A 25,469-nucleotide genomic window follows, 5' to 3' on the forward strand; every position below is an offset into this window, starting at 1 on the left:
GAAATTACCGTTTTTATATCAACTTTCTGCTTGAATAATTCGTAATTTTGCAATAAATCGTTATTTTTGCGGACTAAAATAAGAAAGGTGGAAAATATTCTGCCGGGAATCGTAAATTAGTAAAAAGAATGATGACAACAGCCAAACTGTTATTGCACTGTCCCGACAAACCGGGAATCCTTGCGGAAGTGACAGACTTTATTACGGTAAACAAAGGAAATATTATCTATTTGGACCAGTATGTAGACCATGTAGAAAACATATTCTTCATGCGTATTGAATGGGAGTTGAAAGATTTTCTGGTTCCCCAGGAAAAGATTGAAGATTATTTCAGAACACTTTATGGTCAAAAATACGAAATGGATTTCCGTCTTTATTTTTCGGATGTAAAACCGCGTATGGCTATTTTTGTTTCTAAGCTGTCACACTGTCTTTTCGATATGCTGGCTCGTTACACAGCCGGAGAGTGGAATGTGGAGATACCTCTTATTATAAGCAACCACCCCGATTTGCAACATGTGGCCGAACGTTTCGGCATTCCTTTCTATTTGTTCCCCATTACCAAAGAAACAAAAGAAGAACAAGAACGCAAGGAGATGGAACTGCTTGCCAAGCATAAAATCACATTTATCGTACTGGCACGCTATATGCAAGTGATTTCCGAGCAGATGATAAACGCTTATCCGAATAAGATTATCAATATCCATCACTCTTTCCTTCCTGCGTTCGTAGGTGCGAAGCCATATCACGCTGCCTTCCAAAGAGGTGTGAAGATTATCGGTGCAACCAGCCATTACGTGACGACAGAACTGGATGCAGGTCCGATTATCGAACAGGACGTAGTGCGTATCACTCATAAAGACGCTATCGAAGACCTTGTCAACAAAGGAAAGGACTTGGAGAAAATCGTTCTCTCACGTGCGGTACAGAAGCACATTGAACGTAAAATTTTGGCTTATAAAAATAAAACAGTAATATTTAGTTGATGAAAGTAGCAGTCGTAAAATACAATGCCGGTAATATCCGTTCTGTGGATTATGCTTTGAAGCGGTTGGGAGTGGAAGCGGTGATTACTGCCGATAAAGAAGAACTCCAGTCAGCCGATAAGGTAATTTTCCCCGGAGTAGGAGAGGCGGAAACTACCATGAACCATCTGAAAGCGACAGGATTGGACGAGCTGATAAAGAATCTGCGCCAGCCTGTATTCGGGATTTGTCTCGGTATGCAGTTGATGTGCCGTTATTCCGAAGAAGGGGGAGTGGACTGTTTGAATATCTTTGATGTAGACGTGAAGCGTTTTGTTCCGCAGAAGCACGAAGACAAAGTACCTCATATGGGTTGGAACACAATCGGAGAAACGAACAGTAAACTCTTTGAAGGATTTACCGACGAAGAATTTGTTTACTTCGTGCATAGTTTTTATGTGCCGACTTGCGACTTTACCGCTGCTACGACTGATTATATTCACCCGTTTAGTGCCGCCTTGCATAAAGATAACTTTTATGCCACCCAGTTTCATCCGGAGAAAAGTGGTAAGACGGGAGAGAAGATTCTGACGAACTTTTTGAATCTATAATAAACTATGTTGCCGTTTATAATAAACTCCATCATAATTTATAATAAACTCGTTCATCGTTTATAATAAACTTTTAGCAAATAAATAATAGATGATAGAAATTATTCCAGCCATTGATATTATTGACGGAAAGTGTGTACGCCTTTCCCAGGGAGATTACGACAGTAAGAAAGTATATAACGAAAATCCGGTGGAAGTTGCCAAGGAGTTTGAAGCCAATGGTATCCGCAGACTTCATGTGGTGGACTTGGACGGAGCTGCTTCTCATCATGTAGTCAATTATCGGGTGTTGGAGCAAATCGCTACCCGTACTTCCTTGATAATAGATTTTGGCGGCGGAGTAAAGAGTGATGAAGACTTGAAAATCGCTTTCGAAAGCGGTGCGCAAATGGTGACGGGCGGCAGCATTGCCGTGAAAGATCCCGGATTGTTCTGTCATTGGCTGGAAGTGTACGGAAGTGATAAAATAATCTTGGGGGCGGACGTAAAAGAGCATAAGATAGCCGTAAACGGCTGGAAGGACGAAAGCGCCTGTGAGCTTTTTCCGTTTCTCGAAGACTATATAAATAAAGGTGTCCGAAAAGTAATCTGCACAGATATCAGTTGTGATGGGATGTTGAAAGGGCCTTCCATTCACTTGTACAAGGAAATGTTGGAAAAATTCCCCGACCTTTATCTAATGGCCAGCGGTGGAGTAAGTAATGTCGATGACATTATTGCCTTGAACGAAGCCGGAGTGCCAGGAGTGATCTTTGGAAAAGCACTGTATGAAGGGCGGCTCACTCTGAAAGACTTGAAAATCTTTTTGGATTGAGACCTTTGATTGTCTGATTTTAAATTGTCAAACAGTAAATAAAAATAGGATTGTGTTAGCAAAAAGAATAGTACCTTGTCTGGATATCAAAGACGGACAAACCGTGAAAGGAACGAATTTCGTTAATTTGCGTCAAGCAGGTGACCCGGTAGAGTTGGGACGGGCTTATAGTGAACAAGGAGCCGATGAACTTGTTTTCCTTGACATTACCGCCAGTCATGAGGGGCGTAAGACATTCACGGACTTGGTGAAACGTATTGCTGCCAATATCAATATTCCGTTTACCGTAGGCGGCGGAATCAACGAACTGAGTGACGTGGACCGTCTGCTGAATGCCGGAGCCGACAAAATATCTATCAACTCCTCCGCTATCCGCAATCCGCAACTGATTGATGAGATTGCCAAGAATTTCGGCTCGCAGGTCTGTGTATTGGCAGTAGACGCCAAGCAAACGGAAAAAGGTTGGAAGTGCTACCTGAACGGAGGACGTATCGAAACCGACAAAGACCTGTTTGAATGGACAAAAGAAGCACAGGAACGTGGAGCGGGCGAAATCCTTTTTACGAGCATGAATCATGACGGAGTAAAGACCGGGTATGCGAATGAAGCACTTGCCGCATTGGCGGGGCAACTCTCTGTCCCCGTGATTGCTTCGGGTGGTGCAGGCTGCAAAGAACACTTCCGTGATGTCTTTTTGCAAGGAAAAGCAGATGCGGCGCTGGCAGCCAGCGTTTTTCACTTCGGAGAAATTAAAATTCCCGAATTAAAATCGTATCTTTGCGTCGAAGGAATTACCATCAGGTAATTACTGCGTTGCAAAAATTAGCCTTCAGGCTGCGTCGAAGGAATTACCATCAGGTAATTACTGTGGTGCAAAAATTAGCCTTCAGGCTGCGTCGAAGGTATTGTTATGCGTAAATAGTAAATTAAGATATTAAATAAAATGGAATTGGATTTTGATAAAATGAACGGACTTGTTCCGGCTATCATACAGGACAACGAAACACGTAAAGTCTTGATGCTGGGCTTCATGAATAAAGAAGCCTATGATAAAACGGTAGAAACCGGAAAAGTAACTTTCTTCAGCCGTACAAAGAACCGTCTTTGGACGAAAGGAGAAGAAAGCGGTAACTTCCTTCACGTAGTTTCTATCAAAGCCGATTGTGACAATGACACCCTGCTGATACAAGTGAATCCGGTAGGTCCGGTTTGCCATACAGGTACGGATACTTGCTGGGGGGAGAAGAACGAAGAACCTGTAATGTTCTTGAAAGCATTGCAAGACTTCATCGACAAACGTCACGAAGAAATGCCCGAAGGCTCCTACACGACGAGTCTATTTGAGTCCGGCATCAATAAGATGGCGCAGAAAGTAGGTGAAGAAGCAGTAGAGACAGTCATCGAAGCAACCAATGGAACAGACGAGCGCCTGATTTACGAAGGAGCCGACCTGATTTATCACATGATTGTATTACTCACTTCAAAAGGCTATCGCATCGAAGACCTTGCACGCGAATTGCAGGAAAGACATAGCAGTACATGGAAGAAGCATTAATTCAATATAAGAACGTAGAAATCCATCAACAGGAACTCTGTGTGCTGAATGATGTCAATCTTGAACTGCACAAAGGCGAGTTTGTCTATCTGATAGGAAAAGTCGGCTCCGGCAAAACGAGCCTGCTCAAAACTTTGTATGGCGAACTGGATGTAATCGACGGTGAAGCGGAAGTGCTGGGCTATAATATGCGTTCCATCAAACGCAAGCACATCCCGCAGTTACGCCGGAGGTTAGGCATTGTGTTTCAGGATTTCCAACTGCTGACGGACCGTACCGTTTACAACAACCTTGAGTTTGTGCTCCGCGCCACAGGCTGGAAAAACAAACAAGAGATAAAGGAACGTATTGAAGAAGTGCTCGATTTGGTCGGAATGTCCAACAAAGGTTACAAACTGCCTAATGAGCTTTCCGGCGGCGAACAGCAACGCATCGTAATAGCGCGTGCCGTGCTCAATTCCCCGGACATCATTCTGGCGGATGAACCAACCGGAAATCTGGACGTAGAAACAGGGAAGTCCATTGTCGAGCTATTGCACGATATTTGTAAGACCGGTTCATCCGTAGTGATGACGACGCACAACCTGCAATTGCTGAAAGAATACCCCGGCAGGGTATACCGTTGTGCCGACCATCAGATAGTAGATGTCACCAACGAATACATGCCCCGGCAGAGAACAATAGAAATAGATTTAAATATAGATAACTAAAACAGTAACGAAAATGAAAGTTTTAAAGTTTGGAGGAACTTCCGTAGGTTCTGCTCAGCGCATGAAGGAAGTAGCCAAATTGATTACCGATGGTGAACAGAAGATTGTTGTCCTTTCAGCTATGTCAGGTACGACAAACACATTGGTGGAAATTTCGGACTATCTGTATAAGAAGAATCCGGAGGGTGCCAACGAGATTATCAATAAGCTGGAAGCTAAATATAAACAGCACGTTGATGAGCTTTTTGCAACTCAGGAATATAAACAGAAAGGCTTGGAAGTCATCAAATCTCACTTCGACTACATCCGCTCCTACACGAAAGACCTTTTCACTTTGTTTGAAGAGAAAGTGGTTTTGGCACAGGGCGAACTTATCTCTACGGCTATGGTAAACTTCTACCTGCAGGAATGTGGCGCGAAGTCCGTATTGCTTCCGGCTTTGGAATTCATGCGTACTGACAAAAACGCAGAGCCGGATCCTGTATATATTAAGGAGAAGTTGCAGGCGCAACTCGACCTCTATCCGGACGTGGAAATCTACATTACGCAAGGCTTCATCTGTCGCAACGCTTACGGTGAGATAGATAACCTGCAACGTGGTGGCAGCGATTACACCGCGTCCCTGATTGGCGCAGCCGTGAATGCTTCCGAAATTCAGATATGGACAGACATCGATGGTATGCACAACAACGACCCGCGTATTGTTGACAAGACAGCCCCGGTTCGTCAGCTTCACTTTGAAGAAGCAGCTGAGCTGGCCTACTTCGGTGCGAAAATCCTGCACCCGACCTGTATCCAGCCTGCCAAATATGCCAATATCCCCGTACGCTTGTTGAACACAATGGATCCGGAAGCTCCCGGCACATTGATATCCAACGACACGGAAAAAGGTAAAATCAAGGCGGTAGCTGCCAAAGACAACATTACAGCCATCAAGATTAAATCCAGCCGTATGTTGTTGGCTCACGGTTTCCTGCGTAAAGTATTTGAAATCTTCGAAAGCTACCAGACATCCATCGACATGATTTGTACTTCGGAAGTAGGTGTATCTGTCACCATCGACAACACCAAGCATCTGAACGAAATCCTCGATGACCTGAAAAAATACGGAACAGTGACTGTTGACAAAGAAATGTGTATCATCTGCGTTGTAGGTGACCTGGAATGGGAAAACGTCGGTTTCGAAGCAAAAGCGCTCGATGCGATGCGCGACATACCAGTGCGAATGATTTCTTTCGGTGGAAGTAACTACAACATCTCTTTCCTCATTCGGGAATGCGACAAGAAGGTAGCGTTACAGTCGCTGAGCAATATGCTTTTCAACAACAAATAATTCCACAAATAACACGAGCGCTTTTACCAATCTGATAAAAGCGCTCTTTTTAACTAACTAAACAAGTTTTCCGAATTATGAAAGGAATATTTCCAATCGATAAGTTCCGCACTTTGCAGACCCCTTTTTATTACTACGATACCAAGGTGCTGCGTGATACATTGTCGGCTATAAACCACGAGGTTGCCAAATATCCTAATTATTCAGTGCATTATGCTGTCAAAGCAAATGCCAACCCGAAAGTGCTTACCATCATCCGTGAGAGCGGAATGGGGGCCGATTGTGTAAGCGGTGGAGAAATCCGTGCCGCTATCCGTGCCGGATTTCCTGCCAACAAAGTCGTTTTTGCCGGAGTGGGCAAAGCCGATTGGGAAATCAACCTCGGACTGGAATACGGCATCTTCTGCTTCAACGTAGAATCCATCTCCGAACTGGAAGTAATCAACGAACTGGCTGCCGCTCAAAATAAGATAGCCAATGTCGCTTTCCGTATCAACCCCGATGTCGGCGCGCATACTCACGCCAATATCACTACCGGACTGGCTGAAAACAAATTCGGCATCAGTATGCAGGATATGGACAAAGTGATTGACGTAGCCCAAGAAATGAAGAACATCAAATTCATCGGGCTTCACTTTCATATCGGTTCGCAGATTCTCGATATGGGCGACTTTATCGCCCTCTGCAACCGTGTCAACGAACTGCAGGATAAACTGGAGGCCCGTCGTATCCTGGTGGAACACATCAACGTAGGCGGTGGTCTCGGCATTGACTACGGACATCCCAACCGCCAGGTAATCCCGAACTTCAAAGACTACTTTGCCACTTATGCCGGGCAACTGAAATTGCGTCCCTACCAGACTTTGCATTTCGAACTCGGTCGTGCGGTTGTTGGTCAGTGCGGTACGTTAATATCCAAAGTTCTGTATGTAAAACAGGGAGCGAAGAAGAAATTTGCCATCCTTGATGCAGGTATGACCGACCTGATTCGTCCGGCTCTATACCAAGCCTACCATAAAATGGAAAATATTACATCCGAAGAACCGGTAGAAGCTTACGATGTAGTAGGGCCAATTTGCGAGTCGTCCGATGTTTTCGGTAAGGCAATCGACCTGAACAAAGTGAAACGTGGCGACCTGATAGCCCTTCGTTCGGCAGGTGCATACGGTGAAATCATGGCATCCGGTTACAACTGCCGTGAACTGCCGAAGGGATATACTTCCGACGAGCTGGTGTAATTAAAAAATAAGTATCCACGCCTGAAGTGTGAATGTAGTTTAAAAATGCGGGAAGCATGGAACAATTTTGACTGAAATCTTGTTATTTTTGTAATGAGTTCAATAAGAAACTACATTAACAACTTAATAAAGAATACGATTATGATTTCAGAAAAATTACAAAAGGCAATCAATGAACAGATTACGGCTGAGATGTGGTCTGCTAATCTCTACTTGGCAATGTCCTTCTACTTTGAGAAAGAAGGTTTCAGTGGATTTGCACATTGGATGAAAAAGCAGTCTCAAGAAGAAATGGGACACGCTTATGCAATGGCCGACTATATCATCAAACGTGGTGGAACTGCCACCGTTGACAAAATAGATGTAGTACCTAACGGTTGGGGCACTCCGCTGGAAGTGTTTGAGCACGTTTACCAACACGAATGCCATGTCTCTGCATTGATAGACAAGCTGGTTGACGTAGCTGCTGCTGAAAAAGATAAAGCAACCCAAGACTTCCTGTGGGGATTCGTTCGCGAACAAGTAGAAGAAGAAGCTACTGCACAAGGAATCGTTGATAAAATCAAGAAAGCCGGTGATACTGGTATCTTCTTTGTTGACTCACAACTGGGACAACGTTGATAATAGTCTGAGAATATATTTATACTATATGATGAGAAAGCTGTCCGGATTTGTTCCGGGCGGCTTTTTTTTATTTTTTATTTTTCCCTTTCTCCATTGTTCCCAGATAAATCTCCAGTGAACGGGTAGAAATCTGTATCTCCCGAAAAGATACGCCGAGAGAAGCGATGAGTAGCAACAAAGCCACCCCGAATACATAGGCAGAGAGCTGTTGCAATCCGATATAGATGAAAAACATACTGACCACGCAAAGGAACAAGCTGGCAATCCCCAGCCCCTGCATGGTGCGGGTAAGGTTCAGACGTTTCCGTAAATTCTCGATTTGCGCTACGGTAATATCCGTGGGATTCTCCATGTAACGGTCGCGCAGTTGGCGTACGAGCTGTGCATACGATAAGAAACGATTGGTATAAGCCAATAAAATCAGTGAGACTGCCGAGAAAAGCAGGGTAGGAGTGGTGAGAGTCAGTTCTTCCATATATAAATTAAAAATCTTCCGTTGTTATTGCCACAATCTTATGCTTGCTATAATAACAACGGAAGAAAAGAAAATGTTTTATTTAAGTACGCCGAGTTCTTTACCTACTTTGATAAAGGCAGCGATACACTTGTCGAGATGCTCCTTCTCGTGTCCTGCGGAAATCTGTACACGGATACGTGCCTGGTCTTTCGGAACCACCGGATAATAGAATCCGGTCACATAGATACCCTCTTCCTGCATGCGTGCTGCATAAATCTGAGACAATTTCGCGTCATACAGCATCACAGCGCAGATAGCACTCTGGGTCGGTTTGATATCAAATCCCGCAGCCGTCATCTTGTCGCGGAAATAATTAACATTCTCAACGAGCTTGTCGTGCAGCGTATTGCTCTCTTTCAGCATCTTGAATACCTCAAGGCTTGCACCGATAATGCCCGGAGCCAGTGAGTTGGAGAACAGATACGGACGGCTCCGCTGGCGCAGCAGATCGATAATCTCCTTGCGGCCGGTGGTGAATCCGCCCAGCGCACCGCCGAAGGCCTTGCCCAGTGTGCCTGTATATATATCCACACGTCCGTGCGTCTTATATAGTTCGCTTACGCCATGTCCCGTAGCACCTACCACACCCGCAGAGTGAGACTCGTCTACCATAACCAGTGCATCATACTTCTCGGCAAGGTCGCAAATCTGGTCCATCGGAGCGACGTTGCCATCCATGGAGAATACCCCGTCGGTAACGATAATGCGGAAACGTTGAGCTTGTGCTTCTTGCAGACATTTTTCCAGTTCGTTCATGTCAGCGTTGGCATAGCGGTAACGTTTGGCTTTGCAAAGGCGTACACCATCGATAATAGAAGCATGGTTCAAAGAATCCGAGATGATGGCATCCTGATCCGAGAAAAGTGGTTCGAATACACCACCGTTTGCATCGAAGCAGGCAGCATATAGAATCGTGTCTTCTGTTTGGAAATAGTCAGAGATAGCGGCTTCCAGTTCCTTGTGTATATCTTGTGTTCCACAGATGAAGCGTACGGACGACATACCGTATCCGCGTTGGTTCATCATTTCCTGGGAAGCTTTAATCAGTCGGGGGTGATTGGATAGTCCCAGGTAGTTGTTGGCGCAGAAGTTCAGCACTTCTTTACCTTTTACAGTGATGGCAGCTTGCTGCGCACTTTCAATTAGTCGTTCTTCTTTATAAAGACCGGCTTCTTTAATTTCAGCCAATGTTTGGCTGAGAAAATCTTTCATTTTACCGTACATAGTGTTTGAGTAATTAAGTTCGATTACAAAGGACACAATTTTTCTTGGAATAACAATGTCTTTTTGATTAAAATCTGAAAAAAAAGTGCTTACTTTGTGCGCTATTTAGCTTAATAATTTAAGTACGAAGAAAAAATGAAACACATTTTGATTATTGGAGCCACCGGACAGATTGGCTCCGAACTAACGATGGAGCTACGTAAACGTTACGGAAATGCAAATGTAGTAGCTGGTTACATCCCGGGTGCAGAACCTAAAGGAGAGTTGAAAGAGTCAGGCCCGTCAGCTATTGCAGATGTGACGGATGCAGAAGCGATAGCTTCTGTGGTGAAGGAGTATCAGATTGATACGATTTATAATCTTGCCGCGCTGTTGTCGGTCGTGGCAGAGTCGAAGCCCAAGTTGGCTTGGAAAATAGGTATCGACGGATTGTGGAACGTATTGGAAGTGGCGCGCGAACAAGGATGCGCAGTGTTTACTCCCAGTTCTATCGGCTCGTTCGGTGCAACTACGCCGCACACACAAACACCGCAGGATACTATCCAGCGTCCTCGTACGATGTATGGAGTCACCAAAGTAACCACCGAGTTGCTGAGCGACTATTATTTTAACAAATATGGTGTCGACACGCGCGCAGTCCGTTTTCCGGGCATTATCTCGAACGTGACACCTCCGGGTGGCGGAACCACCGACTATGCTGTCGACATTTATTATTCGGCAGTGAAAGGAGAAAAATTCGTGTGCCCCATCAAACAAGGCACCCTGATGGATATGATGTATATGCCGGACGCGCTGAACGCAGCCATTACGCTGATGGAAGCCGACCCGGCAAAATTGATACATCGCAATGCTTTCAATATCGCCTCTATGAGTTTCGACCCGGAGACGATTTATCAGGCAATCAAGAAGCACGTGCCGCAATTCGAGATGGTTTATGACATAGACCCCTTGAAGCAGCGCATCGCTGATAGCTGGCCCGATAGCCTGGACGACACTTGTGCTCGTGAAGAGTGGGGGTGGAAGCCGGCCTACAATTTGGAAAGCATGACGGTGGATATGCTTGAAAAGTTAAGAGAGAAATTGAAATAATGAAAAAACTAATTGCAGGGGTCATATTGCTCAGTATGCTGAGTTCTTGTAACAACAAGAAATCCAAGATTGACCCCTTCGCATCTATTACTCAAGAAGTGGATTCAATCCGTCATCAGACTGATTCTATCCCCGAAGATAAATTGCCGGAAGATCCGCAGCCTATACAGGCTGACGAATCTTTCGACGATTTTGTCTATAATTTTGCTTCCGATGATGCCTTGCAGCGTCAGCGTGTGAAATTTCCGTTGCCCTACTACAATGGAGACGAGAAGTCGAATATCGACGAACGCCACTGGAAGCATGACAACTTGTTCACCAAACAGCACTATTATACGCTCCTGTTTGATAGAGAAGAAGATATGGACTTGGTAGGAGACACCTCGCTCACATCCGTACAGGTAGAATGGATATTCGTCAAGACACGGATGATGAAGAGGTATTATTTTGAGCGTATCAAAGGAGCGTGGATACTGGAAGCAATCAATCTGCGTCCTATCGAACGGAATGACAAGGAGAACTTTGTAGAGTTCTTCGGGCGTTTTGCCACCGACAGTCTCTTTCAGAGTCAGCGTGTGAGCGACCCGTTGGCTTTCGTCACCAGTGACCCCGATGATGACTTTTCCATTTTGGAGACGAGCCTCGATGTCAACCAGTGGTTCGCCTTCAAGCCCGAACTGCCTTCCGAGCGTCTCTCCAATATCAATTACGGACAGCGGAATGATGACAATTCCAATATGAAAATCCTTGCCTTGAAAGGTATAGGCAACGGCTTCTCCAACATCCTTTATTTCCGCCGGAAAGCCGGAGAATGGGAGCTGTATAAGTTTGAAGATACAAGTATATAACCCTAAAACAGTATAGATGATGTATTCTCTTTTGTCTTACAATACATTTGGCATTGATGTCAGTGCCGCCCGTTTTTTAGAATATACTTCAGTAGAAGAATTGCAACAACAGATTGCTCAAGGTGCCGTTACGACACCTTTTTTGCATATAGGTGGCGGCAGTAACCTGCTGTTTACCAAAGACTATGACGGGTTGATACTCCATTCTCGCATCGAAGGAATCGAAGTGACGGAAGAAGATTCGCGCTTCGTGTCCGTGCGGGTGGGTGCAGGCGTTGTATGGGATGACTTTGTGGCATACTGCGTGGCACACGGATGGTACGGCGCGGAAAATCTCTCCTTGATTCCCGGTGAAGTGGGAGCAAGTGCCGTGCAGAACATCGGAGCCTACGGTGTCGAGGCGAAAGACCTGATAACCGCTGTGGAGACAGTGAACATTCGGGGTGAGGAGCGCGTTTATTCCGTAGAAGAATGTCGGTACGCCTATCGCGACAGTATCTTCAAGCGCCCTGAGAATAAGTCGGTCTTTGTCACCCACGTGCGTTTCCGGCTTGGCAAAGAGGAACATTACACACTCGACTACGGAACCATCCGTCAGGAGCTTGACAAATACCCTGCACTGACGTTGCCGGTAGTCCGGAAAGTAATCATTGACATCCGCGAAAGCAAGTTGCCCGACCCGAAGGTAATGGGAAATGCAGGCAGCTTCTTTATGAACCCCATCGTCCCTAAAGAAAAACTGCTGGCCTTGCAACAGGAATATCCGAGGATGCCCTATTATGAACTGCCTGACGGGCGGGTGAAAATCCCCGCGGGATGGATGATAGACCAATGCGGATGGAAAGGAAAAGCCTTGGGCCCCACGGCAGTGCACGATAAGCAGGCGCTTGTCCTGGTGAACCGGGGTGGGGCGGAAGGCAGTGACATTATTGCGCTTTCGGATGCTGTGAGGGCTGCCGTGCGTGAGAAGTTCGGCATAGACATTCATCCTGAAGTAAATTTTGTGTGACAAGAGAAATGAAAGTAATAATTTTAGGAAGTGGAACATCGACAGGAGTGCCCCAGATTGGCTGTACGTGTGCGGTCTGTACTTCTGCCGCCCCGAAAGATAATCGCTTGCGTACGTCTGCTATCGTAGAGACAGACGACGCACGGATACTGATAGACTGCGGTCCCGATTTCCGGGAACAAGTATTGCATCTCCCTTACGAACGGATAGACGGCGTGCTCATCACGCATGAGCACTACGACCACGTAGGCGGACTGGATGATTTGCGTCCCTTCTGCCGCTTCGGTTCCGTGCCGATTTATGCCGAAGAATATGTAGCGGAAGCATTGCGCCTGCGCATGCCCTACTGTTTCGTAGACCACCGTTATCCCGGCGTGCCCGACATCCCTTTGCAGGAAATAGAACCGGGACAGAGCTTTTTTATTAACCATACGGAAATACTTCCCCTGCGCGTCATGCACGGACGCTTGCCGATTCTAGGCTACCGCATCGGGAAACTGGGCTATATCACCGATATGCTGACCATGCCCGAAGAATCTTTTGAACAATTGGCGGGGATAGATGTTTTGATAGTGAATGCACTACGGATTGCCCCGCATCCCACGCATCAGAGTTTGGAGGAAGCGTTGGCAGTCGCGCGGCGTATTCAGGCAAAGAAAACCTACTTTATACATATGAGCCATGACATGGGCTTGCATGCCGAGGTTGAACGGGAGCTCCCGGAGGATATTCACCTGGCATATGACGGATTGGAAATCCATCTCTGATTGTCGGTGAAATATTTAGCAAAAGTTTTGTTTTCTTTGTAGAATTTATTATTTTTGCACCTAACCGATAAACAGCGAATATTATGAAACTTCGTACGATAGTGAAAATAGCGGTCACTTCTTCTGTTGTACTCTTGTGCGCAGGTTTCGCCCTATACTCTTTTTTCAGACTGTCGGCAGCCGAAGGGCAGAAGGATTTCAACCTCTACGAACTGGTGCCGACCACCGCTTCCGCAGTATTTGCAACTGATGACGTGCTCGAGTTTGTCACCGAGATAGACGGTTTGACGTGTAGCAAGAATCACCAATACCTACACGTCTCCAAACTTTTCTCTTACCTGAAACAGTCGCTCTATGCGCTTTCGGAAGACAGTCCCCACGGCTTGAGCCGGCAAATGAATCAAATGTTGATTAGCTTCCACGAACCGGATAATGACCGTAATCAAGTGCTTTATTGCCGTTTGGGAAATGGAGACAGGGAATTGATTGACAGATTCACGCAGAAATACATCTCGTCGCTCTATCCACCGAAGAAATTCGACTACAAAGGAGAGGAAATAATGATTTACCCTCTGTCGGACGGCGATTTCCTTGCCTGCTACCTGACACCCGATTTCATGGCGTTGAGTTTCCAAAAGAAATTGGTGGAAGACGTTATTGATGTCTATAAGAAAGGCGGTTCGCTGGCGGACGACCCTACGTTCACGGGAGTGCTTGCTCCGAAGAAAAGTACGGCTGCCGCCACTATATACACCCGTGTGAACGGCATGATGGGATGGACGGAGTTCGATATGAAGATGAAGGACGATTTTATCTATTTTACAGGAGTCAGCCATGACGCGGATACCTGCTTTAACTTTATCAACCTGCTCCGCCAACAGGAATCCGTGAAAGGATTTCCGGGTGAAGTATTGCCTTCTACCGCTTTTTATTTCAGCAGACAAAGCATCACGGACTGGACGTCCTTGCTCTCTTACGGAGACATGCAGGCATATGCGACCGCAGGCCGTACTGCCGAGATGCAGGAAGGAAACCGGGAATTGTCGCGCTATCTGATGGAGAATACCGGACACGATTTGGTGGCCTGCCTGTTTCAGCGGGAAGACACGTTGCAGGGTGCGGCGGCTGTTCTGAGCCTGTCTGTGCTGGACGTGACGGAAGCAGAACGGATGCTGCGCTCACTTGTCAACACTGCTCCTGCCGAAGAAGGGGCGAAGACGCCCCGTATAACTTTTTGTTATACTGCCAATAAGGCATACCCCGTCTACCGCTTGCCTCAAACAACGTTGTTTACGCAACTAACTACCTTTGTGGAACCGACACCGCATATGTATGCCGTATTCTATGGCGGGCGTCTATTGCTGGCTCCCGATGAAGACAGCCTGTCGCGCTACATACGCCAGTTGGATAAAGGCGACGTACTTGATGGAGCGATAGCGTACCGGGCAGGAATGGATAGCCTCTCCGATTCTTATCATTTCATGCTGATGGCAGACTTCGACCACCTGTTCCATCAGGCGGAAAAACAAGTCCATTTCGTGCCGGATTTCTTCCTGCGCAACTCCGGCTTTTTTCGCAATTTTATACTTTTTGCCCAGTTCACCTGTGCTGATGGAGTGGTGTATCCCAATATCGTTTTGCGGTATAAAACCGAGTAAAATCCTGCTCGGAAATTTCATCCGACAGTCTTTTTTCTATGTGGCAGAAGGGGACGTTTCAACTAAGAATTACCGGATTTGAAAAGTAGAAAACCCAATGAAAACCCAATGGAATATCTACGGAAAACCTACAAAAAACTAGTCGAAAAGTATGCCTCTTTTTTTGCATCAAAAAAACTTCTGAAACGCCTTCTGGCAGGGCGTAAAAACCCAACCATAACCCAAGAGAAGAGAAGAGAGTAGAAAAGAATATAAAAAACAGAAAGAAAAAGAAAGAGAAAAAACTGCTGCTGTTGCTGATGGGATTCTGAGAAAAGGAGAAGTGCTGTGGTTGATGTTGCCTGGTTCCTTCCGTAACCCGTGGGCAGATTTTTCCCGTCCCGCAGCAGACTGCCGTTCATCCCTGGGATGAAGCCTGTTCAGCCCGCGGCGGAATCTTTACAAAGTGTGGGCGTAAAAAAAACTCCCGGCAAGAATCATTCTCACCGGGAGTTTTTTTATCTGTATCGTTAAGCGGAATACTTTTCGGCTTAGAATGGCAGGTCGTCTTTTGCATCGCCCGGTGTGAAGTCCGGAGTAGCTGACGGAGCTGGCGGTGGAACGGGAGCACCTGGAGCCATCGGAGCACCTGCGCCGACACGTTCAACTTTCCATGCACGGATACTGTTGAACCAACGGTCTTGCCACTGGCGGGCATCAACGTCGAACGATACGGTCAGTTCTTCGCCCATCTGAATGTTGAACTGCTCGATTTTGTCCGCACCGAATACATCGAAGCACATTTTGCGCGGATATTGGTCGTGGTTTTCGATAACGAACTCTTGTGATTTCCACTCGTTGCCGCTAGTCTTTGAAACTCCGCCTCTCGGGGGGAGTATAGCGATAATTTTTCCTGTAAATTCCATTGCGATTAATTTAAATTCTGCGGCGAAGTTACGATTTTTTAGGAATATCCCTCACACAAACTCTGTTTTTTCTTTTGTTTTGTTGGGTGGCACGAATCTTTTTTCGTAACTTTGTGCGATAGAACATTTAAAACTTAAATACACGAAAATATATGAAATTTATCGTTTCAAGTACTGCTCTTTCCAGCCATTTACAGGCCATCAGCCGTGTGATTAATTCAAAAAATGCGCTGCCAATTCTCGATTGTTTCCTCTTCGAACTGGAAGACGGAACATTGTCTGTGACTGTATCCGACAGCGAAACAACGATGGTGACTACCGTTGAAGTGAATGGCGATACAAACGGGCGTTTTGCCGTAGTAGCGAAAACATTGCTTGATGCACTGAAAGAAATACCGGAACAACCGTTGACATTTGACATCAATCCGGAGAATTACGAAATCACAGTGCAGTACCAGAACGGAAAATACAGCCTGATGGGGCAGAACGCGGATGAATTTCCGCAGTCGGCCACGCTGGGCGACAATGCAGTCCGCGTAGAAATGGATGCGGAGGTATTGCTGGGTGGTATCAACCGTTCCGTATTTGCCACTGCCGACGACGAACTTCGTCCCGTGATGAACGGTATTTATTTCGATATTACAACAGAAGACATCACCATGGTGGCTTCGGACGGTCATAAACTGGTGCGTTGCAAGACGTTGGCAGCCAAAGGCAACGAACGCGCAGCCTTCATCCTGCCGAAGAAACCAGCTACACTGTTGAAGAACCTGCTGCCGAAAGAACAGGGAACCGTGATTATTGAGTTTGACGAACGCAACGCCGTATTCATGCTTGAACAATACCGCATGGTGTGCCGTCTCATCGAAGGGCGTTATCCGAACTACAACTCGGTAATCCCTCAAAACAACCCTCACAAGGTGACCGTAGACCGCCAGCAGTTGGTAGGTGCCCTACGCCGTGTATCTATTTTCTCGTCGCAAGCGAGCAGTTTGATTAAGCTCCGTATGCAGGAAAACCAGATTGTGATTTCCGCACAGGACATCGACTTCTCCACTTCTGCCGAAGAAACACAGGTATGCCAGTATGCAGGTACCCCAATGAGCATCGGTTTCAAGTCTACTTTCCTGATTGATATCCTGAATAATATCTCGGCTGACGAGGTGGTTATCGAATTGGCAGACCCGTCACGTGCCGGAGTTATCATCCCTGTCGAACAGGAAGAGAACGAAGACCTGTTGATGCTACTGATGCCTATGATGCTGAACGATTAATTAAATTTTACCATACGGTTGGACAGATTCACACAGATGAGATTTTCCTTGAGAGAATTTGAGTCTGTGTGAATCTGTTTAATCTGAGGTGATTATAAAATAACAAGAAATGAAATTAAACCTGAAAAACCCCATCGTCTTTTTCGATCTTGAGACGACCGGAACCAATATCAACACAGACCGTATTGTTGAAATCTGTTATTTGAAAGTGTACCCGAACGGGAACGAGGAGGCGAAAACGCTGCGTATCAATCCCGAAATGCACATACCGGAAGCGTCTTCCGCCGTGCATGGCATTTATGATGCGGATGTAGCCGACTGTCCTACTTTCAAAGAAGTGGCAAAGAACATTGCCCGTGATATCGAGGGCTGTGACTTGGCTGGATTCAACTCCAACCGTTTTGATATTCCGGTTTTGGCGGAAGAGTTTCTGCGTGCCGGAGTAGATATCGACATGACGAAGCGGAAATTTGTAGACGTACAGGTGATTTTCCACAAAATGGAGCAACGTACCCTGTCTGCCGCCTACAAGTTCTATTGCGAAAAGAATTTGGAGGATGCGCATACCGCAGAAGCGGATACACGGGCTACCTACGAAGTGTTGAAGGCGCAACTTGACCGTTATCCCGACCTTGAGAATGATATTGCATATCTGGCAGATTACTCCAGTTACAGCAAGAATGTGGACTTTGCAGGACGCATGGTGTATGATGATAATGGGGTGGAAGTGTTTAACTTCGGAAAATACAAAGGAATGTCCGTAGCCGAGGTTCTGAAGAAAGATCCCGGATATTACAGTTGGATTTTGAACAGCGATTTCACGCTGAACACTAAGGCGGTATTGACCAAAATCCGTCTGCGTGAAATGAGTAATTTGATTACAAAATAATGCTAAAAGGAAAAAAGATAATTCTTGGAATTACCGGCAGTATTGCCGCGTACAAGGCTTGCTATATTATCCGCGGACTCATTAAGCAAGGGGCGGAAGTGCAAGTCGTAATTACTCCGGCGGGAAAAGAATTTATTACTCCCATCACTCTTTCGGCTTTGACCAGCAAACCGGTCATCAGCGAGTTTTTTGCCCAGCGTGACGGTACGTGGAACAGTCATGTTGATCTCGGCTTGTGGGCGGATGCCATGCTGATTGCGCCCGCCACCGCTTCTACCATCGGCAAGATGGCGAACGGAATAGCCGACAATATGCTGATAACCACTTATCTTTCGGCGAAAGCTCCCGTATTCGTAGCTCCTGCCATGGACTTGGATATGTATGCCCATCCTTCCACTCAGAAGAACTTGGATATACTGCGCTCGTTCGGCAATCATATTATCGAACCGGGAACGGGAGAGCTTGCCAGCCATCTGGTAGGGAAGGGACGTATGGAGGAGCCGGAAGTCATTATCCGCACATTAGACGAGTTTTTCTCGGCAAGCGGTGAGTTGCAAGGACGAAAGATTATGATAACAGCCGGACCGACTTACGAAAAGATAGACCCTGTCCGTTTTATCGGTAATTACTCTTCGGGAAAGATGGGATTTGCCCTGGCGGAAGAATGTGCCCGCCGTGGTGCGGAAGTTACGCTGATTGCGGGGCCTGTGCAACTGGAGACGAAACACTCCCGTATCTGCCGTGTCGATGTGGAATCTGCGGAGGAAATGTATGCCACTTCGCAAGCCTGTTTCGCTGATGCCGACGCAGCAATCCTCTGTGCGGCAGTAGCCGATTATCGTCCGGAGACAGTGGCCGGCAGGAAGATAAAGCGGGAGAAGGAAGAAGAACTGACACTGCATCTTCGGGCAACGAAGGACATTGCAGCCGCTCTGGGAGCCACGAAAAGAAAAGGACAGGTGTTGGTAGGCTTCGCCCTCGAAACCAATGACGAGCAGCAGAATGCCGAAGGCAAGCTGGAACGCAAGAACTTCGACTTTATCGTGCTCAATTCATTGAATGACGCAGGGGCCGGTTTCCGCTACGATACCAATAAAATCAGTATCATCGACCGGAAAGGCCGGACGGATTATCCGCTGAAACCGAAAACGGAAGTGGCGCAAGATATTGTCGACCGTCTGGCTGATGGATTGGAACTCTCAACTCTCAACTCTTAACTCTCAATTTATTCCAATGTTACGTTCGCTATACATTCAGAATTACGCATTGATAGAGAAGCTGGATATCGGTTTCGAGACAGGCTTCTCTGTTATAACAGGTGAAACGGGAGCCGGAAAATCAATCATTCTGGGAGCTATCGGACTGCTGCTGGGGCAGCGTGCTGATGTGAAGGCCATTCGTCGTGGAGCTTCCAAATGTATAATAGAGGCTCGTTTTGATATATCGGGCTACGGTATGCGCCCATTTTTTGAAGATAATGAACTGGAGTATGACGAGGAGTGCATTTTGCGTCGCGAAGTGCATGCGTCCGGTAAGAGCCGGGCATTCATCAATGATACTCCCGCTTCGCTGGCACAGGTTAAGGAACTGGGCGAACTGTTGATTGACGTACATTCACAGCATCAGAATCTGTTGCTCAATAAAGAAGGTTTCCAGTTGAATGTGCTTGATATCCTGGCACATAATGATGCTGCGTTGGAGAAATACCATGCCCGTTATGCCGAATGGAAGCAGACTGAGCGCGAATTGGCGGAGTTGGTGGCATTGGCGGAGAAAAGCCGTGCGGATGAAGACTATATCCGTTTCCAACTGGAGCAGCTCGAAGAAGCAGACCTTTCCGAAGGCGAGCAGGAAGAGCTGGAACAGGAAGCCGAAATGCTGAGTCATGCGGAAGAAATCAAGGCGGGGCTTTATCGGGTGGAACAGTCTTTTGTTTCCGATGAAGGTGGTTTACTTTCTTATTTGAAGGATAGCCTGAACACGCTGAACAGTCTGCAAAGGGTGTATCAGCCTGCCAAGGAACTTACCGAACGGATGGAAAGTGCTTATATCGAATTGAAAGATATTTCGCACGAGGTCTCTTCGCAAAGCGATTCCGTAGAGTTCAACCCTATGCGGCTCGATGAAGTAAACGAGCGGTTGAACCTGATTTATTCCCTGCAGCAGAAACATCGCGTGCAGACACTTGACGAACTGATAGCGTTGACGGAAGAGTATCGTAACAAACTATCCGCTATCACTTCTTATGATGACCGTATTGCCGAATTGACCGGTTGCAAGGAAGGGCTGTACAAACAAGTGAAACAGCAGGCGGAACTGCTCACCAAAGCCCGTACGAAGGCTGCCCGTGAGGTGGAAAAGCAACTGGCTGCCCGACTGGTTCCGCTGGGAATGCCGAACGTTCGTTTTCAGGTGGAAATGGGACTCAAGAAAGAACCGGGATTGCAAGGGGAAGATACGGTCAATTTCCTGTTCTCCGCCAATAAGAACGGTATGTTGCAGAGTATATCTTCCGTGGCTTCGGGCGGTGAAATAGCCCGCGTCATGCTTTCCATCAAAGCGATGATTGCCGGAGCCGTGAAGTTGCCGACTATCGTATTTGATGAAATTGATACCGGAGTATCCGGTGAGATAGCCGACCGCATGGCGGACATGATGCAGGAGATGGGCGAGCAGAACCGCCAGGTAATCAGCATCACCCACTTGCCGCAAATCGCTGCCCGCGGACGTGCGCACTATAAAGTATATAAGAAAGACAGTGATACGGAAACGAATAGCCATATCCGCCGTCTCACCGATGAAGAACGGGTAGAGGAGATTGCTCATATGTTGAGTGGCGCTACGCTGACCGAAGCCGCTCTCAGTAACGCCAAAGCTCTGTTAAACAGCAAGTAGCGATTAGGGGCAGACAAATAGTTAACTGGTAAATAGTAAAATAGTAAATAACCGCGATGTTAGATAAAAGTGAAATGATTTTCGGCGTTCGTGCCGTGATAGAAGCCATTCAGGCTGGAAAAGAGATTGATAAAATTCTGGTAAAGAAAGACATTCAGAGTGAACTTTCCAAGGAACTTTTTGCAGCTTTGAAAGGTCTGCTGATTCCTGTTCAGCGTGTTCCGGTGGAGCGTATCAACCGTATCACACGGAAGAATCATCAAGGTGTGATTGCTTTCATTTCTTCGGTGACTTATCAGAAGACGGAAGATCTTGTCCCTTTCTTGTTCGAACAGGGTAAGAATCCGTTTTTTGTGATGCTGGACGGGGTGACGGATGTACGTAATTTTGGTGCGATTGCCCGTACTTGCGAGTGTGCCGCCGTAGATGCTGTGATTATTCCTGCCCGTGGCAGTGCGTCGGTGAACGCGGATGCCGTGAAGACTTCCGCAGGGGCGTTGCATACGCTTCCGGTATGTCGTGAACAGAATTTGCGTTCGACGCTGCAATACTTGAAAGACAGCGGTTTCCGTATTGTGGCTGCCACCGAGAAGGGGGATTATGAGTATACGAAAGCGGATTATACAGGACCTTTATGCATCATCATGGGTGCGGAAGATACGGGGGTGTCTTATGAGAACCTGGCGCTCTGCGACGAATGGGTGAAGATACCGATGTTGGGGACAATCGAGTCTCTGAATGTTTCCGTTGCTGCCGGTATCCTGATTTATGAAGCTGTGAAACAAAGAAACAACGACTGATATGAAGAAGATTTTAATCCTGCCTTTGCTGTTTGTCTTTCTGGCACAGGGAAGCATGGCACAAACTCCTAAATGGGTAGAGAAGGCGAAACGCGCTGTCTTCTCTGTGGTGACTTACGACAAGAATGATAAGATGCTGAATACCGGAAACGGATTTTTTGTATCCGAAGACGGGCTGGCTCTGTCCGATTATTCTCTTTTTAAAGGTGCCGAGCGTGCGGTGGTTATCACGGCCGAGGGCAAGCAAATGCCTGTCAGTACCATACTGGGGGCGAATGATATGTATGATGTTATCAAGTTTCGTGTAGCTATTACCGAAAAGAAAGTTCCTGCATTGGTGGTGGCAAAAACAGCGCCGGCAGTGGGGGCTGATGCGTGGATGCTTCCTTATTCTACGCAGAAAAGTATTGCTTGTGTATCGGGAAAGGTGAAAGAGGTTGCCAAGGTGGCTGGCGAATATCATTACTATACGTTGAGCATGCAGATGAAAGACAAGATGGTGAGCTGTCCGGTGATGAACGTGGAAGGTCAGGTGTTCGGTATCGCGCAGAAGTCGTCCGGACTTGACACGGTGACTACCTGCTATGCTGCCGGAGCTGCCTTTGCCATGTCCCAGAAGATTAGCGCTCTTTCTTTGGGGGATGCGGCACTGAAAAGTATCGGTATCCGGAAGGGGTTGCCCGATACGGAAGATCAAGCATTGGTGTACTTGTTCATGGCTTCTTCCAGCCTGTCGGGAGAGGATTACGGTATGTTGCTGGATGATTTTATCCGCCAGTTTCCTGCTAATGTAGATGGGTATCTGCGCCGTGCGAATTATTACATAGCTAAAGGTAAGGACGATCAATCCTGGTTCGATAAAGCCGTTGCCGACTTTAATCAGGCTCTGAAAATAGCGCAGAAGAAGGATGATGTATATTATAATATAGGTAAGCTGATGTATGCTTATCAACTATCGAAACCGGAGAAAACGTATAAAGACTGGACGTATGATACTGCTTTGAAGAATGTCCGTCAGGCGATTGCTATCGACCCGCTGCCTATCTACGTGCAACTGGAAGGGGATATTTTATTTGCCCGGCAGGATTATGCCGGAGCTTTGGCGGCTTATGAAAAAGTAAATGCCAGCAATATGGCTTCTGCTGCCACGTTTTTCAGTACTGCCAAGACGAAGGAGCTGATGAAAGCCGAACCGAAAGAAGTTCTGGCATTGATGGATAGCTGCATCGCCCGTTGCCCGCAACCGATTACCGCCGACTTTGCCCCTTATTTGCTGGAACGTGCACAGATAAATATGAATGCCGGAGAACCGCGAAATGCGATGCTTGATTATGATGCTTATTTTAAAGCTGTCAACGGTCAGGTGAATGATGTATTCTATTATTATCGCGAACAGGCTGCTTTGAAAGCACGCCAATATCAACGTGCATTGGATGATATTGCGAAGGCTGTCGAGTTGAATCCGGCAGACCTGACTTATCAGGCTGAGCATGCTGTGGTAAATCTGCGCGTAGGACGCTATGAAGAGGCTATTCAAATTTTGAATGGTATCCTGAAGGCAGATCCGAAGTATGGTGAAGCCTACCGTTTGCTGGGACTTTGCCAGATACAGTTGAAGAAGACGGACGAGGCTTGCGGAAACTTTAAGAAAGCGAAGGAACTGGGCGATCCGAACGTGGACGAACTGATTAAGAAATACTGCAAGTAGAAGAGGGGAAGTATCGGTGGGGTGCGTTGGTTGTCACTCTGAACTCTGCTGCCACTCTGAGCTCTGCCATCATTGACTCTGTCATTATTAAATTCTGAATAAAACCCCTGCTGACCGTGAAGTTAGCAGGGATTTCTCATTTGGGGACGTTAATAAAACTCTCTCTCTTTCCTATTTTTCCCCACTTGTCAAGCTTAGGTTTTAGGTCTTATGATATAGGTCTGATTATCTTTTTTATTTCTTGTCTTTGTAAGGTAAATGCAGAAATTCCCGGAATACTGCATCATCGCGATTCTTTTTTTAGAAAATATTCGAATTTTAATGGGAAACAGTGAGTATTCCTAAAATAGTGACCTATTTTACCTGTAATCTTGTTATATTCAATCCGTCATTTGATGGCTAACCAGATGAGTAATTATTTATTTATGAAGAAAAATCAGTTTACTAATTGTGCAAACGATTACATTGAGCGTTTGCGGAAGGAGGGCCGTTATTCAACGGCGCATGTGTACAAACATGCTATCCGTTCTTTCTCGAAATTTTGCGGGAATCAAAACCTTACTTTCGGTAAGGTGACCCGTGATACGTTGAAGGCGTATAGCAACTATTTGATGGCTTTGCGTTTGAAGCCTAATACGATTTCTACATATATGCGTATGCTGCGTTGTATCTACAACCGTGGTGTCGACAGTAGGCAGGCTCCTTATATACCAGGCTTGTTCCGGGATGTGTTTACAGGTGTCGATACCCGGCAGAAAAAGGCGATTCCGATACACGAGCTTCATACGCTGCTGAATGAAGATCCGAAGACGGAGAAACTTCGCCATACGCAGGCTGTCGCCAATCTGTTATTCCAGTTCTGCGGTATGCCTTTTGTGGATTTTGCCCATTTGGAAAAGTCTAATATGGAGCAGGGACTTTTGAAGTACAACCGTATGAAAACCGGTACACCTATGAGCATCGAGATTCTGGATTCGGCGCAGGATGCCATTGCCCGTTTGTGTAATGAATATAGTGTGGCTAATTCCGGCAAAAACGACTATCTTTTCCGAATATTGAGCGGTGAATATAAGAAAACTGAGGAAAAGGCGTATCGCGAGTATCAGTCGGCTTTGAGACGTTTTAACAATGATTTGAAGTGCCTGTCGAGGCAGTTGAGGATACGCTCGTCCGTAACGTCTTATACGTTGCGTCATTCTTGGGCCACCACTGCGAAGTACAGAGGGGTTCCTATCGAAATGATAAGCGAATCGCTGGGGCATAAATCAATCAAGACAACACAAATCTATTTAAAAGGCTTTGAACTGGAAGAGAGAACAAAAGTAAATAAGTTGAATTATTCTTACGTGAAGAGTTTTAAATAAGCTCGGAATGATGTAGCTAAAGTATTAGGGTTTAGGGACTTCATAGTTCCGTTACTTCTTAGGTAACGGATTTTTATTTGCTACAAAGATAGATAAAAATAATAATAGGAAACAAGCAAAAACTTCTTTTTTTCCTTTTTCTCTTAAATATAACCACATAAAAGTTTCTGAACATGGGGAATAATCCCTTCATGCTCTGTGACTTTCTGTTTCCTAACTTCAAAAAACGTTTGTTTTGAAGATTAGGTATCCATTTCCTTTCTTCCCTCATGTTGCCTTTTTTCCTTTTTATTGTATTTGTATGCGTTCTGGCCGTATATCATCCGTTACCTAAGAAGTAACGGATAAACATGGGGTAAAAAAATATGATTTTCACAAAGGAAAAGTCTATTAGCACCGTGCCCGGTTGTGGGACAGGGGAAGGCGTAGCACACTCAAAACGCTGGTATGTAGCATTGGTTCGTATGCATCACGAGAAGAAAGTAGCCGAGCGTTTGTTTAAGATGGGAATCGAAACTTTCGTTCCTGTCCAGCAAGAGGTGCATCAATGGAGCGACCGTCGTAAAGTTGTCAATACTGTACTGCTTCCGATGATGGTATTCGTTCATGCCGATCCTAAAGAACGTATGGAAGTCCTTTCATTTTCTACGGTCAGCCGTTATATGGTGATGC

Annotated in this window: 25 protein-coding genes; 22 read left to right on the forward strand and 3 right to left on the reverse strand. The window is 46.2% G+C overall.

The annotated features are described in order from the left end of the window. Positions 1 to 128: 128 nt before the first annotated feature. The 9 genes from purU to RDN93_RS03710 all read left to right on the forward strand — a co-directional run bounded on the left by purU (position 129) and on the right by RDN93_RS03710 (position 7,847). On the forward strand, positions 129 to 986 hold the full coding sequence (gene purU, locus RDN93_RS03670) for a formyltetrahydrofolate deformylase (protein WP_308744218.1): 858 nt from the start codon (positions 129 to 131) through the stop codon (positions 984 to 986). Continuing rightward, the gene (gene hisH, locus RDN93_RS03675; protein ID WP_308744219.1) at positions 986 to 1,576 is read left to right on the forward strand and encodes an imidazole glycerol phosphate synthase subunit HisH; all 591 of its coding nucleotides are present in this window, start codon (positions 986 to 988) and stop codon (positions 1,574 to 1,576) included. Before purU ends, hisH begins: the two co-directional genes overlap by 1 nt. Before the next feature lie 91 nt (positions 1,577 to 1,667). Then, the gene (gene hisA / locus RDN93_RS03680; protein ID WP_308744220.1) at positions 1,668 to 2,390 is read left to right on the forward strand and encodes a 1-(5-phosphoribosyl)-5-[(5-phosphoribosylamino)methylideneamino]imidazole-4-carboxamide isomerase; all 723 of its coding nucleotides are present in this window, start codon (positions 1,668 to 1,670) and stop codon (positions 2,388 to 2,390) included. Between the two features lie 52 nt (positions 2,391 to 2,442). Continuing rightward, the gene (gene hisF, locus RDN93_RS03685) at positions 2,443 to 3,195 is read left to right on the forward strand and encodes an imidazole glycerol phosphate synthase subunit HisF (RefSeq protein ID WP_308744221.1); all 753 of its coding nucleotides are present in this window, start codon (positions 2,443 to 2,445) and stop codon (positions 3,193 to 3,195) included. A 138-nt stretch (positions 3,196 to 3,333) separates the two neighbouring features. Continuing rightward, entirely contained in the window at positions 3,334 to 3,945 is a 612-nt protein-coding gene (gene hisIE, locus RDN93_RS03690; protein WP_308744222.1) for a bifunctional phosphoribosyl-AMP cyclohydrolase/phosphoribosyl-ATP diphosphatase HisIE, read from the forward strand. Beyond that, the gene (locus RDN93_RS03695) at positions 3,930 to 4,655 is read left to right on the forward strand and encodes an ATP-binding cassette domain-containing protein (RefSeq protein ID WP_308744223.1); all 726 of its coding nucleotides are present in this window, start codon (positions 3,930 to 3,932) and stop codon (positions 4,653 to 4,655) included. Before hisIE ends, RDN93_RS03695 begins: the two co-directional genes overlap by 16 nt. Positions 4,656 to 4,668: 13 nt before the next feature. Then, entirely contained in the window at positions 4,669 to 5,988 is a 1,320-nt protein-coding gene (locus RDN93_RS03700; protein ID WP_308744224.1) for an aspartate kinase, read from the forward strand. A gap of 77 nt (positions 5,989 to 6,065) precedes the next feature. Beyond that, a complete protein-coding gene (gene lysA / locus RDN93_RS03705; RefSeq protein WP_308744225.1) occupies positions 6,066 to 7,226 on the forward strand; it encodes a diaminopimelate decarboxylase in 1,161 nt (386 codons plus the stop codon). Between the two features lie 141 nt (positions 7,227 to 7,367). Further along, positions 7,368 to 7,847 carry a ferritin gene (locus RDN93_RS03710; RefSeq protein WP_308744226.1) on the forward strand — a complete coding sequence of 160 codons (480 nt, stop codon included), beginning with the start codon at positions 7,368 to 7,370 and terminating at the stop codon, positions 7,845 to 7,847. A 70-nt stretch (positions 7,848 to 7,917) separates the two neighbouring features. Here RDN93_RS03710 and RDN93_RS03715 read toward each other — a convergent pair whose 3' ends face one another. Together RDN93_RS03715 and kbl are read right to left on the reverse strand one after the other, a co-directional pair. Then, complete coding sequence (locus RDN93_RS03715; RefSeq protein ID WP_308744227.1) at positions 7,918 to 8,325, reverse strand: DUF2721 domain-containing protein; 408 nt, start codon at positions 8,323 to 8,325, stop codon at positions 7,918 to 7,920. 78 nt (positions 8,326 to 8,403) lie between these two features. Further along, positions 8,404 to 9,591: a glycine C-acetyltransferase gene (gene kbl, locus RDN93_RS03720; RefSeq protein WP_308744228.1), complete on the reverse strand. Its 1,188-nt coding sequence runs from the start codon at positions 9,589 to 9,591 to the stop codon at positions 8,404 to 8,406. A 135-nt stretch (positions 9,592 to 9,726) separates the two neighbouring features. Here kbl and RDN93_RS03725 point away from each other — a divergent pair, with 135 nt between their 5' ends. The 5 genes from RDN93_RS03725 to RDN93_RS03745 all read left to right on the forward strand — a co-directional run bounded on the left by RDN93_RS03725 (position 9,727) and on the right by RDN93_RS03745 (position 14,962). Then, on the forward strand, positions 9,727 to 10,680 hold the full coding sequence (locus RDN93_RS03725) for an NAD-dependent epimerase/dehydratase family protein (protein ID WP_308744229.1): 954 nt from the start codon (positions 9,727 to 9,729) through the stop codon (positions 10,678 to 10,680). After that, positions 10,680 to 11,528 (forward strand): DUF4348 domain-containing protein, encoded by an 849-nt coding sequence (locus RDN93_RS03730; protein WP_308744230.1) that lies wholly within the window; start codon positions 10,680 to 10,682, stop codon positions 11,526 to 11,528. Before RDN93_RS03725 ends, RDN93_RS03730 begins: the two co-directional genes overlap by 1 nt. A 19-nt stretch (positions 11,529 to 11,547) precedes the next feature. Further along, on the forward strand, positions 11,548 to 12,537 hold the full coding sequence (gene murB / locus RDN93_RS03735) for a UDP-N-acetylmuramate dehydrogenase (RefSeq protein ID WP_308744240.1): 990 nt from the start codon (positions 11,548 to 11,550) through the stop codon (positions 12,535 to 12,537). 8 nt (positions 12,538 to 12,545) lie between these two features. Then, a complete protein-coding gene (locus tag RDN93_RS03740) occupies positions 12,546 to 13,304 on the forward strand; it encodes an MBL fold metallo-hydrolase (RefSeq protein ID WP_308744231.1) in 759 nt (252 codons plus the stop codon). A gap of 83 nt (positions 13,305 to 13,387) precedes the next feature. Further along, positions 13,388 to 14,962: a DUF3352 domain-containing protein gene (locus RDN93_RS03745; RefSeq protein ID WP_308744232.1), complete on the forward strand. Its 1,575-nt coding sequence runs from the start codon at positions 13,388 to 13,390 to the stop codon at positions 14,960 to 14,962. Between the two features lie 530 nt (positions 14,963 to 15,492). Here the strand turns inward: RDN93_RS03745 and RDN93_RS03750 are convergent. Continuing rightward, on the reverse strand, positions 15,493 to 15,867 hold the full coding sequence (locus RDN93_RS03750) for a DUF3127 domain-containing protein (protein WP_044653421.1): 375 nt from the start codon (positions 15,865 to 15,867) through the stop codon (positions 15,493 to 15,495). Positions 15,868 to 16,019: 152 nt separating this feature from the next. On the opposite strand from RDN93_RS03750, the gene dnaN reads away from it, so the two are divergent. From dnaN to RDN93_RS03790, 8 genes are all read left to right on the forward strand, one after another. Next, positions 16,020 to 17,141, forward strand: coding sequence for a DNA polymerase III subunit beta (gene dnaN / locus RDN93_RS03755; protein ID WP_308744233.1), 1,122 nt, complete (start codon positions 16,020 to 16,022; stop codon positions 17,139 to 17,141). Between the two features lie 109 nt (positions 17,142 to 17,250). Continuing rightward, on the forward strand, positions 17,251 to 18,030 hold the full coding sequence (locus tag RDN93_RS03760; RefSeq protein WP_308744234.1) for an exonuclease domain-containing protein: 780 nt from the start codon (positions 17,251 to 17,253) through the stop codon (positions 18,028 to 18,030). After that, positions 18,030 to 19,247 carry a bifunctional phosphopantothenoylcysteine decarboxylase/phosphopantothenate--cysteine ligase CoaBC gene (gene coaBC / locus RDN93_RS03765; protein ID WP_308744235.1) on the forward strand — a complete coding sequence of 406 codons (1,218 nt, stop codon included), beginning with the start codon at positions 18,030 to 18,032 and terminating at the stop codon, positions 19,245 to 19,247. Before RDN93_RS03760 ends, coaBC begins: the two co-directional genes overlap by 1 nt. Positions 19,248 to 19,263: 16 nt before the next feature. Further along, a complete protein-coding gene (recN, locus tag RDN93_RS03770) occupies positions 19,264 to 20,925 on the forward strand; it encodes a DNA repair protein RecN (RefSeq protein WP_308744236.1) in 1,662 nt (553 codons plus the stop codon). A gap of 56 nt (positions 20,926 to 20,981) precedes the next feature. After that, positions 20,982 to 21,725 carry a 23S rRNA (guanosine(2251)-2'-O)-methyltransferase RlmB gene (gene rlmB, locus RDN93_RS03775; RefSeq protein ID WP_308744237.1) on the forward strand — a complete coding sequence of 248 codons (744 nt, stop codon included), beginning with the start codon at positions 20,982 to 20,984 and terminating at the stop codon, positions 21,723 to 21,725. 1 nt (position 21,726) lies between these two features. After that, positions 21,727 to 23,433 carry a tetratricopeptide repeat protein gene (locus RDN93_RS03780; protein WP_308744238.1) on the forward strand — a complete coding sequence of 569 codons (1,707 nt, stop codon included), beginning with the start codon at positions 21,727 to 21,729 and terminating at the stop codon, positions 23,431 to 23,433. A gap of 425 nt (positions 23,434 to 23,858) precedes the next feature. Then, the gene (locus RDN93_RS03785; RefSeq protein WP_308744241.1) at positions 23,859 to 24,797 is read left to right on the forward strand and encodes a site-specific integrase; all 939 of its coding nucleotides are present in this window, start codon (positions 23,859 to 23,861) and stop codon (positions 24,795 to 24,797) included. Between the two features lie 365 nt (positions 24,798 to 25,162). Next, on the forward strand, positions 25,163 to 25,469 hold a 307-nt coding region (locus RDN93_RS03790), incomplete at its 3' end, for a transcription termination/antitermination NusG family protein (RefSeq protein ID WP_308744239.1).

The organism is uncultured Bacteroides sp., assembly GCF_902491285.1.
Taxonomy (GTDB): Bacteria; Bacteroidota; Bacteroidia; order Bacteroidales; family Bacteroidaceae; genus Bacteroides.

Excerpts from the sequence above, each read along its gene's own strand:
- purU (WP_308744218.1), top strand. The coding sequence starts at position 129 with ATGATGACAACAGCCAAACTGTTATTGCACTGTCCCGACAAACCGGGA.
- hisH (WP_308744219.1), top strand. The coding sequence starts at position 986 with ATGAAAGTAGCAGTCGTAAAATACAATGCCGGTAATATCCGTTCTGTG.
- hisA (WP_308744220.1), top strand. The coding sequence starts at position 1,668 with ATGATAGAAATTATTCCAGCCATTGATATTATTGACGGAAAGTGTGTA.
- hisIE (WP_308744222.1), top strand. The coding sequence starts at position 3,334 with ATGGAATTGGATTTTGATAAAATGAACGGACTTGTTCCGGCTATCATA.
- RDN93_RS03695 (WP_308744223.1), top strand. The coding sequence starts at position 3,930 with ATGGAAGAAGCATTAATTCAATATAAGAACGTAGAAATCCATCAACAG.
- RDN93_RS03700 (WP_308744224.1), top strand. The coding sequence starts at position 4,669 with ATGAAAGTTTTAAAGTTTGGAGGAACTTCCGTAGGTTCTGCTCAGCGC.
- lysA (WP_308744225.1), top strand. The coding sequence starts at position 6,066 with ATGAAAGGAATATTTCCAATCGATAAGTTCCGCACTTTGCAGACCCCT.
- RDN93_RS03710 (WP_308744226.1), top strand. The coding sequence starts at position 7,368 with ATGATTTCAGAAAAATTACAAAAGGCAATCAATGAACAGATTACGGCT.
- RDN93_RS03715 (WP_308744227.1), bottom strand. The coding sequence starts at position 8,325 with ATGGAAGAACTGACTCTCACCACTCCTACCCTGCTTTTCTCGGCAGTC.
- kbl (WP_308744228.1), bottom strand. The coding sequence starts at position 9,591 with ATGTACGGTAAAATGAAAGATTTTCTCAGCCAAACATTGGCTGAAATT.
- RDN93_RS03725 (WP_308744229.1), top strand. The coding sequence starts at position 9,727 with ATGAAACACATTTTGATTATTGGAGCCACCGGACAGATTGGCTCCGAA.
- RDN93_RS03730 (WP_308744230.1), top strand. The coding sequence starts at position 10,680 with ATGAAAAAACTAATTGCAGGGGTCATATTGCTCAGTATGCTGAGTTCT.
- murB (WP_308744240.1), top strand. The coding sequence starts at position 11,548 with ATGTATTCTCTTTTGTCTTACAATACATTTGGCATTGATGTCAGTGCC.
- RDN93_RS03740 (WP_308744231.1), top strand. The coding sequence starts at position 12,546 with ATGAAAGTAATAATTTTAGGAAGTGGAACATCGACAGGAGTGCCCCAG.
- RDN93_RS03745 (WP_308744232.1), top strand. The coding sequence starts at position 13,388 with ATGAAACTTCGTACGATAGTGAAAATAGCGGTCACTTCTTCTGTTGTA.
- RDN93_RS03750 (WP_044653421.1), bottom strand. The coding sequence starts at position 15,867 with ATGGAATTTACAGGAAAAATTATCGCTATACTCCCCCCGAGAGGCGGA.
- dnaN (WP_308744233.1), top strand. The coding sequence starts at position 16,020 with ATGAAATTTATCGTTTCAAGTACTGCTCTTTCCAGCCATTTACAGGCC.
- RDN93_RS03760 (WP_308744234.1), top strand. The coding sequence starts at position 17,251 with ATGAAATTAAACCTGAAAAACCCCATCGTCTTTTTCGATCTTGAGACG.
- coaBC (WP_308744235.1), top strand. The coding sequence starts at position 18,030 with ATGCTAAAAGGAAAAAAGATAATTCTTGGAATTACCGGCAGTATTGCC.
- recN (WP_308744236.1), top strand. The coding sequence starts at position 19,264 with ATGTTACGTTCGCTATACATTCAGAATTACGCATTGATAGAGAAGCTG.
- rlmB (WP_308744237.1), top strand. The coding sequence starts at position 20,982 with ATGTTAGATAAAAGTGAAATGATTTTCGGCGTTCGTGCCGTGATAGAA.
- RDN93_RS03780 (WP_308744238.1), top strand. The coding sequence starts at position 21,727 with ATGAAGAAGATTTTAATCCTGCCTTTGCTGTTTGTCTTTCTGGCACAG.
- RDN93_RS03785 (WP_308744241.1), top strand. The coding sequence starts at position 23,859 with ATGAAGAAAAATCAGTTTACTAATTGTGCAAACGATTACATTGAGCGT.